The sequence below is a fragment of the Kocuria sp. genome, from assembly GCF_030536815.1.
GTDB lineage: Bacteria > Actinomycetota > Actinomycetes > Actinomycetales > Micrococcaceae > Kocuria > Kocuria gwangalliensis.
Map to the genome: position 1 here is coordinate 4,048 of NZ_JAUNPE010000062.1, position 9,783 is coordinate 13,830.

8 protein-coding genes are annotated in these 9,783 nt (G+C 65.4%); 7 read left to right on the forward strand and 1 reads right to left on the reverse strand.

Translation table 11 applies throughout. The features are described 5' to 3' along the window. From Q4E95_RS07395 to pknB, 7 genes are all read left to right on the forward strand, one after another. Nucleotides 1-315 (forward strand): FHA domain-containing protein (locus Q4E95_RS07395; protein ID WP_303382690.1); only part of this gene is annotated, 315 nt, incomplete at its 5' end. 1 nt (nt 316) lies between these two features. Then, nucleotides 317-835 (forward strand): FHA domain-containing protein, encoded by a 519-nt coding sequence (locus Q4E95_RS07400; RefSeq protein WP_303382691.1) that lies wholly within the window; start codon nt 317-319, stop codon nt 833-835. A gap of 3 nt (nt 836-838) precedes the next feature. After that, entirely contained in the window at nt 839-2,377 is a 1,539-nt protein-coding gene (locus tag Q4E95_RS07405; RefSeq protein WP_303382692.1) for a PP2C family serine/threonine-protein phosphatase, read from the forward strand. Nucleotides 2,378-2,388: 11 nt separating this feature from the next. Continuing rightward, nucleotides 2,389-3,978 carry an FtsW/RodA/SpoVE family cell cycle protein gene (locus Q4E95_RS07410; protein WP_303382693.1) on the forward strand — a complete coding sequence of 530 codons (1,590 nt, stop codon included), beginning with the start codon at nt 2,389-2,391 and terminating at the stop codon, nt 3,976-3,978. Continuing rightward, complete coding sequence (locus Q4E95_RS07415) at nt 3,975-5,420, forward strand: penicillin-binding protein 2 (protein WP_303382694.1); 1,446 nt, start codon at nt 3,975-3,977, stop codon at nt 5,418-5,420. Before Q4E95_RS07410 ends, Q4E95_RS07415 begins: the two co-directional genes overlap by 4 nt. Next, on the forward strand, nt 5,417-7,168 hold the full coding sequence (locus Q4E95_RS07420) for a protein kinase (protein ID WP_303382695.1): 1,752 nt from the start codon (nt 5,417-5,419) through the stop codon (nt 7,166-7,168). The genes Q4E95_RS07415 and Q4E95_RS07420 overlap by 4 nt, the downstream gene beginning before the upstream one ends. 6 nt (nt 7,169-7,174) lie before the next feature. After that, nucleotides 7,175-9,127, forward strand: a complete 1,953-nt coding sequence (gene pknB / locus Q4E95_RS07425) for a Stk1 family PASTA domain-containing Ser/Thr kinase (protein ID WP_303382696.1) — start codon at nt 7,175-7,177, stop codon at nt 9,125-9,127. Between the two features lie 13 nt (nt 9,128-9,140). Here pknB and Q4E95_RS07430 read toward each other — a convergent pair whose 3' ends face one another. After that, nucleotides 9,141-9,782 (reverse strand): aminodeoxychorismate/anthranilate synthase component II, encoded by a 642-nt coding sequence (locus Q4E95_RS07430; protein WP_303382697.1) that lies wholly within the window; start codon nt 9,780-9,782, stop codon nt 9,141-9,143. Nucleotide 9,783 lies beyond the last annotated feature (1 nt).

The window sequence follows — 9,783 nt, forward strand, 5'->3', positions numbered from 1 at the left end:
CCGCAGCCGGCAGTCGATTACGTCCCCGTGATCGAGGTCAGCGGCGAGCGCTTCTCGTTGAACGCACCGAGCGTGAGCGTGGGTCGCTCCACGGAGGCGGACATCACCGTGGAAGACACCGGCGTGTCCCGCAAGCACTTGGAAATCCGGCGACAGGGCCAGCATTACCTGGCCGTGGACCTGGGTTCCACCAACGGGTCCTACGTTGACGGTGAACGCATTCAGGGTCGTGCCGAGCTGGTCAACGGATCAGTGATTACCATGGGGCGAACCCGTTTGGTGTTCCAGTTGGTAGTCCCCAAGGAAGGGCGCTGAGGTGTCTGAGCTGACCGTTACGCTATTGCGCTTCGGGTTCCTGGCGTTGCTGTGGATCTTCATTTTCGCCGTTATTGCTTCCCAAGCACGCGATCTGGCGGTCGGCAACAGGGCCCGCGCCGCCATCAACAACGCACGGAAGAAACGTCCCGCCGCACGCGAGGAACGCCCCGCCACACCACCGGCCGGCAAAGACTCCGGCGCCACCACGACCGGCGGCACCCGCTACCGCCCCCGGACCCTGGTGATCGTCGACGGGCCGTTGTCCGGCAGTAGTTTCCAGCTCGGATCCGCCCCCATCTTGCTGGGCCGTTCCGCCGAGTCCACGGTTCCCCTCGAAGACGACTACGCCTCCGGCCGCCACGCGCGCCTGTTCGCACAGGGTTCGCGATGGTTCCTCGAGGACCTGGGATCCACCAACGGCACGTTCCTCCAGGGCCAACAACTTTCCCGCGCGACAGCGGTTGACCCGGGCGTGCAGTTCCGTGTGGGGCGTACCGTGATGGAACTGAGGCCCTGACCCATGCCCATTGCTTTCCGTTTTGCCGCGCGCTCGGACGTCGGCCGGATCCGATCCAAGAATGACGACTCCGCGTACGCGGGTCGTTACCTGGCCGTCGTCGCGGACGGCATGGGCGGCCACGTGGGCGGCGACGTCGCTTCGGCATCCGCCGTCATCGACCTCACCCACCTGGACCACGCGGGCCACAACGGCGACGCGGAAACGGTTCTGGCGGATGAAATCCAAAACGCCAACCAGAACCTGGCCAAGCTCGTTCAGGCCAACCCGCGGTTGGGAGGCATGGGCACCACCGTGACCTCACTACTGATCGACGGCGACACCATTTCGGTGGCTCATATCGGCGATTCTCGTGCGTACCGCTGGTCGGACACCGGGGGATTCAGCCAGGTCACCACGGACCACACCTTTGTTCAGCGGCTCATCGACGAGGGCAGGCTGCGCCCGGAAGAAGCAGAGAGCCACCCCCACAAGAACGTGCTCATGCGCGTTCTGGGTGACGTGGATGCCTCTCCCGAACTCGAAGTACAAACCGTCACCCCCCGGGTCGGTGAACGGTGGCTGTTGTGCTCCGACGGGCTCAACGCGGTGGTCAATGCACAAACCATTGAATCAATCATGCGCTCCACCGGGGACCTCAACCAGATCGTGAACTCCCTGGTGGAACTCACACTGGATCGCGGCGCCCCGGACAACGTGACCGTGATCGTGGTCGAGGTTCAAGAAATCCCGCGGGGTAGCGAGCCCGCGCCCACCACCGGGGAAACCGTGGGTGCCATTCCCGACAACAGCCGCACCTCGGACGAACAACTGGCCGATGAGCAGTTGTGGAACGCCAGCTTGGACTCGCCCGTGGCCGGCGCGGGCTACTCGGACAATCATCAGACTCCTGCGGAGCACAAGGAATCCTCCGCTGCGGAACTGCGCAGAGACCTCGCCGAACGACCCCACCTGCTCGTGGGCGCGGCGGCCAATGCCACCCAGACCGGCAGGATCCCCACGGTCACGGATTCCGTGGCACGGCGCCGCGCGACCATGCTGCGCACCTCCACGTTGGACGTCCCGTCGGATCCGGACGAGGTCCGCAACGCATTGCTCGGCGAGCGGAAGCCTCGCAAGGGGAACAAGCGGCGTCGTGCGCTGGTCATCGGTCTCCTGGGGCTGGCCGCGCTCGCACTGTTACTGGGCGGCTGGGCCGCCAAGTCCTGGACGTCCTCGCAGTACTACGTGGGCGAGGACAACGGGAAGGTGGCCATCTACAACGGGGTTTCCCAGAGCCTAGGACCCATCAGTCTGAGCGAATTGGACAGCACCACCACGGTGGATGTGGACAGCCTGCCCAATTACGTGCAGGAGCGGGTGCGGGGAACCATTCCCGCGGGCAGCTATCAAGAAGCCGAGCGCATCGTCGACGAGCTGGCTTCCTCCAACGGCGAGGAACCCAGCCCGCAGCCCACCGGACGGGTCACGGTCATCACGCCCACCCCGGAGGACACCAGTTCGCCCTCCGCCAGCCCCGACAACGGGGGTGATGCCTCGTGAGCAATGCGGCAATGAACGCTCCTACCCAGGTGCCCGGGGAGCGGATCTCTCCCAAGCCCCGGCGCATCACCGAACTTCTGCTGCTGATAGTGGCCCTCGCCATCGGGGTCGGCGCAAACATTCTGGTCGATCCGGATCGCCTGGCCGAGGATCCGGCCCGCATCATCACCAGTGGTGCGGTACTGGCCGGCGGCGGTTTACTCATTCACGTGGTGCTGTGGATTCGCGCCCGCCACGCGGATCCGTACCTGCTACCCATTGCCGTGACACTCAACGGCCTGGGACTGGCCATGATCCACCGCATCGACCTGTCCACGGGACAGACCGCCTCGGACACCCAGGTGATCTGGACCGGGCTGGCCATGGTGGTCGCGTGCGCCGTGTTGTGGTTGCTCAAAGACCACCGCCTGCTCCGCAAGATGACCTACATCAGCCTCTTGTTGTCCGCACTGCTGCTGCTGTTGCCCATGATCCCGGGCCTGGGCGTGGAGATCAACGGCGCTCGTCTGTGGATCTCGATTGCCGGGCGCACCTTCCAGCCCGGTGAGATCGCCAAAATCACGCTGGCCATCTTCTTTGCCGGCTACCTCTCCACCAACCGTGACCTGATCATGTTGGCCGGTCACAAGATCGGCCCGGTACGGTTGCCGCGCTTCAAGGACACCGCCCCCCTGCTCGCGGCCTGGGTGATCGCCATCGGCGTGCTGGTGTTGCAGCGGGACCTGGGCACCGCCATCCTTTTCTTCGGATTGTTCCTGGTCATGATCTACCTGGCCACCGGCCGTGCGAGCTGGATCGTGCTGGGTGTGCTCCTGATGGTCGTGGGCGGTTTTGCCGCGAGCCGCATTTTCTCCCACGTGAGCCTGCGCCTGGACTCGTGGTTGAACGCCTTCGAACCCGAGGTCTACAACCGTCCCCTGGGCGGATCCGGGCAAATCGTGCAGGGCCTGTTCGGCCTGGCATCCGGCGGGTTGTTCGGCCAGGGTCTGGGCCAGGGCCGGCCGGACCTGGTGTCGTATGCCAATTCGGACATGATTATCACGGCTTTCGGTGAAGAGCTCGGGCTGATCGGGCTGGGTGCGATCCTGTCAATGTTCATGTTGTTCGCAACCCGCGGTCTGCGCGCTGCCCTGGGCACCCGCGACACGTTCGGCAAGTTGCTGGCCGCGGGTTTGTCCGCGCTCATGATCATTCAGTTGCTCGTGGTCATCGGGGGCGTGACCCGGTTGCTACCGCTGACGGGTTTGACCACGCCGTTCATGTCCGCCGGTGGCTCGTCGCTGCTGTCCAACTGGATCATCGCGGCGATTCTGCTGGCGATCTCGCACACGGCCCGCCGACCGACCCTGACCGGCCCCGCCACGGACGAGGATTACGCGGAGCTTGAAGCCCATGCGAGAGCAACTCGCGAGGGTCGAGGCGCGGACGAGGAAGCCGGGGATTCCGAGCCCACCACCGAGCTCTCGTCCTCCGTGGCGGGCACGCGCACCACCTCCGAAGACGCCGGTACCGCCACCGAAGCCATTTCTCGGATCAGGGGCCGTTCCGGTTCCCCGTCCCCAGACCAACCCGATTCGACACCGGAAGGAGGAAGACCGTGAACACAGCCATTCGCAGAATGTGGTTCGCATCCGTGGCCATCGTGGTGGTCCTTCTCCTGGCCTTGACCTACGTTCAGTTCTTCGCTGCCAAAACACTCGAGGCCAATCCGTGGAACAACCGAGCGCTGTACGACCAGTTCGGGTCCGACCGGGGATCCATCCTGGTGAACGGTGAAGAAATCGTGAAGTCGGTGCCTTCCCAGGACGATTTCGAACACCAGCGCGTTTACGAAAGCTCTCCCCTGTACGCGCACCTGACGGGATACTTCTCGCTGGTGTACGGTGCCACCGGTCTTGAGGCGGCCATGGGTGAACAGCTTTCCGGCGCCTCCGACGAACAGTTCTACAACCGCGTGGTGTCCCTGTTTTCCGGTGATCAGCCGAGCGGCGCCTCCGTTGAACTCACCCTGGACCCCGAACTTCAGCAACTGGCAAACGACCTTCTGGAAGGCCACAAGGGCTCGATCGTGGCCGTGAACCCCCAGACCGGGGAGATCCTCGCAATGGCCTCCAGCCCCAGTTTCGATGCCAACCGTTTGGCCTCGCACAACACGGATGAGGTAGTGGCGGCCGCCGAGGAGCTCAACAGCGACGAGAACAAGCCGCTGGAGAACCGGGCGATCGCCGGTGATCTGTACTCACCGGGCTCCACGTTCAAGATCATCGACACCGTGGCGGCCTTGGAATCCGGCCAGTACGACACCGATTCCACGCTGGCCAACCCGTCAGAGCTTCCACTGCCCGGCACCACCGTCACGCTGCCCAATTACCGCAGCGGTGGCTGTGCTGCCCGCACCGAGGTTGATCTGGAGTTCGCCCTCGAACAGTCCTGCAACACGCCGTTCGCCTCGATCGCGATGGACCTCGGCCAGGATGCCATCCGCGACACCGCGGAGAACTTCGGGTACGGGCAGGACCTGTCCATTCCGCTCCAGGTGACTCCCTCAATCTTCCCGGAGGACATGAATGACTCCCAGCTCGCTTTGTCCTCCATCGGCCAGTACGACGTCCGCACGACCCCCCTGCAGGTGGCCATGATGTCCGCAGCGATCGCCAACGACGGCGTGATGATGAAACCACAGTTGGTGAAGACGGTCCGTTCGTCCGACCTGTCCGTGATCCAGGAGTTCGAGGCCGAGCAGTTGCGCCGCTCCACCGATCCGGAAACCGCGCAGACCGTCAAGGACCTGATGGTGGAGGTCGTGGAGGACGGAATCGCCAACGGCGCCTCGGTCGCCGGCGTGGAGGTCGGCGGCAAAACGGGCACCGCGGAGATCGGATCGGAAGCGGGATTGAACGACTCGTGGTTCACTGGTTTTGCGCCCGCGAACGACCCCCAGATTGCGGTGGCGGTGGTCATCGAAGATGTGGACGTGACCACCGGTGCGCAGTTGACCAGTCCGAGCGCTAAGCAACTCTTTGAGGCGGTGTTGAACCAGTGAGACCATCGTCGAACACCATTCTGGGCGGGCGCTACGCACTCACAGAACGTATCGCCATCGGCGGTATGGGAGAGGTCTGGAAAGCCAAGGACCAAGTCCTGGGCCGCATCGTGGCCGTGAAGATCCTCAAGGACGAGTACAACGGTGACCCGACCTTCCTGCAACGATTCCGCGCCGAGGCACGTCACACCGCCTTGCTCAACCATCCCGGCGTAGCCAATGTCTTCGATTACGGCGAGGATGAGGGCTCCGCGTTCCTGGTCATGGAACTGGTCCCGGGCGATCCGCTGTCCAACGTGATCGATCGCAAGAAGTCACTCGAACCGGACACCGTCCTCAACTACATCGGTCAAACGGCCCGTGCCCTTGCTGCCGCGCACGCGCAGGGTCTGGTGCACCGTGACGTGAAGCCGGGCAACTTGATCATCACCCCGGACAATCGGGTCAAGGTCACGGACTTCGGTATTGCCCGGCTGGCCGATCAGGTCCCCCTCACGGCCACGGGCCAGGTCATGGGCACGGCCCAGTACCTGGCTCCCGAGCAGGCCACGGGCCAGACCGCCACGGGTTCCTCGGACATCTACTCGTTGGGAATCATCGGCTACGAACTGCTCGCCGGGAAACGCCCGTTCACGGGCGAGTCCCAGATTGCCATTGCCCTGGCGCAGGTCAATGACTCACCGCCGCCGCTGCCGGACAGTCTTCCGGAGCCGGTGCGCGCCCTGATCATGTCCATGCTTGCCAAAGACCCGCAGGACCGGCCGGAGAACGCCGGCAAGTTGGCCAACGCGGTGGATGCGCTGCGCCGCAACGACGTGAAGTCCGCTGTGGCCATGGTTCCCGGAATGGCTGCGTTCCTGCCCGACCATCAGGAAAATGACCAGCCCACCGAGGCGATGTCTCCGGTCAAGGACGATCGCACCCAGGCCCTGCCGCGTTCCACGGGTTCGGCCACCGCACCGACAGTCGTCGGTTCCGCAGCCGCCGCCGACAGGCCGGATCCCAAGTACAGTGCCCACCCTTCGACCGCCCAGTTCGACTCCGTGGACCATTCCCACGCCTCGGGCAAGGGCGGCTCCAAGTCGGCCGGGCGCCGCAAAACCGTCTGGCCGTGGGTGCTCGCCCTGGTGTTGCTCCTGCTGGGCGGCCTGATTTTCGGCCTGTGGGCCCTGGGCAATCGCGGCGATGAGGATCCGGCCCCCCAGGGCACGGTGACCTCCTCCACGGCCAGCCCGGATACGGAAACGGTCACGCTCCCGGCCAGCATTGTCGGTGAGGACGGGGAAGAGATCGCCAATGAGATCGCCCAGCTCGGCGTGAACGTGGACAAGCGGCTGCAACAGGGCAGCGGTAGCGCCGCCGGCACCGTGATCTCCTCGAACCCCGAGGCCGGCACCGAGGTCGCGGTGGGTTCCACCGTGATCCTGTACGTCGCGTGGTCTTCCGAGACCAGCGGCACCCAGCAGAATGCAGAGACTCCCGCACAGGATTCCCCAGCCACGCAGAGTTCCGCACCCGAGCAGACACAGGCACCGCAACCGGGCAATGAACTGACGCAGGCACCCGATGCCACCGGCGCACCCGAAGCGGCGGCCCCGGCGGCCACCTCCGAGGCGGATCCCGACGACGCCGCGGCGTCGCCCGCCAATGGCCAGCTGCAAAGCGTGGCCGAGGCCTCGGGAACCGATGCCGCCCAGGCTCAGCAGGGTAGTGGCGGTACCGCCCAAGGTTCCGGTACCGAGGGGTGATCCGACATGGGAATGCCCGCAATGCCTGACCTGATCAACGAGCGGTACAAGGTCGGTGAGGTCATTGGACGCGGTGGAATGGCCACCGTGCACCTGGGCGAGGACCTCCGTCTGGGGCGTCTCGTGGCCATCAAGGTATTGCGGCCCGAACTTGCCGCGGACGACACGTTCCACGAGCGTTTTCAGCGCGAGGCCCAGGCCGTGGCCTCGCTCAATCACCACACGATCGTCTCCATTTACGACACGGGCGAGATCACGCCCCAGGGCCCGGACGGGGTGACCCGGCCGTACATCGTGATGGAGTACGTTCCCGGCCAGACCCTGCGCGAGCTGATTCACGGTAAGGGCATCGAACCCGAACATGCCATCGAGTACATGCTGGGCATTCTCGACGCGCTGTCATTCAGCCACCGTGCCGGCATCGTGCACCGCGACATCAAACCGGCCAATGTGAAGGTCACCCCGGACGGTGCCGTCAAAGTCATGGACTTCGGGATCGCCAGGGCCGTGGAGGACACGCAGGCCGCACTCACGCAGTCCCAGGCCGTTCTCGGAACCGCCCAGTACCTCTCCCCGGAGCAGGCCCGCGGGGTCGCAGTGGATGCCCGCTCCGACCTCTACTCCGCAGCCTGTGTCCTGTTCGAGATGCTCACCGGTCGGGCCCCGTTCGTGGGCGAATCCTCGGTGGCCATTGCGGCGCAGCACGTGCGGGACGCGCCCCCCGCGCCGTCGGCCCTGAACCCCCAGCTGCCCCGGTCCGTGGACCGGTTCATGGAGAAGGGGCTGGCCAAGGACCGGGATCATCGTTTTTCCGATGCCGCTCAGATGCGCCGTGCGCTGCGCACCGTTCTCGTGGAGTTACCGGACGATCTCGATGCCACGCAGGCCCTCGACGCGACCAAGACCATGGACTCCAGCACCAAGGCACTGCCCGCGGTGGGCGCGGGGGTCGGTGCCGGTGCCGTGGTCGCGGCCGGCCGTAGCGAAACCGCCGAACATGCGGCGTACCCGGGTGAAGCATCCATGCACTACGACCTGGACCCGGATGAAAACACCGGAGGCCACGCCGGCTCGGCAGCGGCGAAACCGGCTGCGCCCGACACTAAGCGTCGCGGCCGCTGGATCCTGCCCGCCGTACTCATGGTTTTACTGCTCACGGGACTCGGGATCGCCGGCGTCATGGGCGTGCAGTGGTGGCAGAACCAGCAAGTGGAACAGCCTGCCATGGTCTCCGTGCCGCAGGTCGAGGGCATGGACCGCACCACCGCGGAGAACACCCTGCGCGATGCCCAACTCGAGCCCACTTTCAGCACCGAGAACAGTGATTCCGTACCCGAGCGGCACGTGATCACCATGAATCCCTCCGCGGGCACTCAGGTGGAGGCGGGTTCCGGCGTGGCCGTAACGGTGTCGGACGGTCCCGCCACCGTGGATGTCCCCAACACCCTGGTGGGTCAGAGCCTGGACAATGCTCGCACTGCGTTACGCGAGGCCGGTCTGAGCGTGGGAATGGTCAGCACCGTCAACAGTGCAACCGTGCCGGAGAACGTGGTATTGTCCACCGATCCCGCCGGCGGCACCTCGGTCGAGAAGGACAGCGCCGTGCAGTTGCAGGTCTCGACCGGCCGGGTGACCGTGCCGGACGTGGTCGGCATGTCACGCGTCGAGGCTCAAGATGCGCTACGCGCGGACGACGTACGGCTGAACTACAACATCGCGGTCCGGGACTCCGAGGACGAGACCACGGGCACCGTGCTCGAACAGTCGGCTCCGGCCGGTTCTTCGGTGGCGCAGGGCTCCACGATCACGCTGACGATTGCGCGTGAGGTCACGCCGTCGCCCACGTCAACGCCGGAGCCCAGTGACGAACCGACCCAGGAGTCCACGCCGTCCACCGCGCCCGAATCGGCCGGTGACGGGCAGGACGCTTCGCCGACACCGTCCCGGTCTCGGGGCTAAATCAGCGGTGGACTCAGGCGGTGATGAGCGGGGACAGTCCCGCGGCCGCCGCGGCAGCACCCTCCTGGCCGACCTCTTCGAGCCACGCGCCCAGCATGAGGTAGCCACCCCCGGTCAGCACGGACTCGGGGTGGAACTGGACACCGTGCAACGGCGCGGTGCGGTGCTTGAGCCCCATGACCACCTGGCCGTCCTCGGTGGTCGCGGTGACCTCGAGGCAGTCGGGGACAGTGGCGGCGTCCACGGCGAGCGAGTGATAACGCGTGGCCGTGAAGGGGGACGGAACGGAGGCGAACACGCTCGTGCCGTGATGGATCAGCTGGGAGGTCTTGCCGTGCATCAGCTGCTGTGCGTGACCCACGCGGGCGCCGTACACCTCACCCAAGACTTGGTGCCCCAGGCACACACCCAACAACGGGGTTTTGGTCTGCTCAGCCCACAGGATCAGATCGGGGCACACACCGGAATCCACCGGCGCACCGGGGCCCGGTGACAGCAGGACGCCCTGGTGCTCGCCGGCCAGGGCGGTCACCGCGGCAACATCGAGGTCGTCGTTGCGGATCACCGTGGTTTCGGCACCGAGCTGCTGGAGGTACCCCACCAAGGTGTAGACAAAGCTGTCGTAGTTATCCACCACGAGAATCTTCACGGACACG

Bases quoted from the DNA above. Each gene is read 5' to 3' on its own strand.
- Q4E95_RS07405 (WP_303382692.1), top strand. From the start codon at position 839: ATGCCCATTGCTTTCCGTTTTGCCGCGCGCTCGGACGTCGGCCGGATC.
- Q4E95_RS07410 (WP_303382693.1), top strand. From the start codon at position 2,389: ATGAACGCTCCTACCCAGGTGCCCGGGGAGCGGATCTCTCCCAAGCCC.
- pknB (WP_303382696.1), top strand. From the start codon at position 7,175: ATGGGAATGCCCGCAATGCCTGACCTGATCAACGAGCGGTACAAGGTC.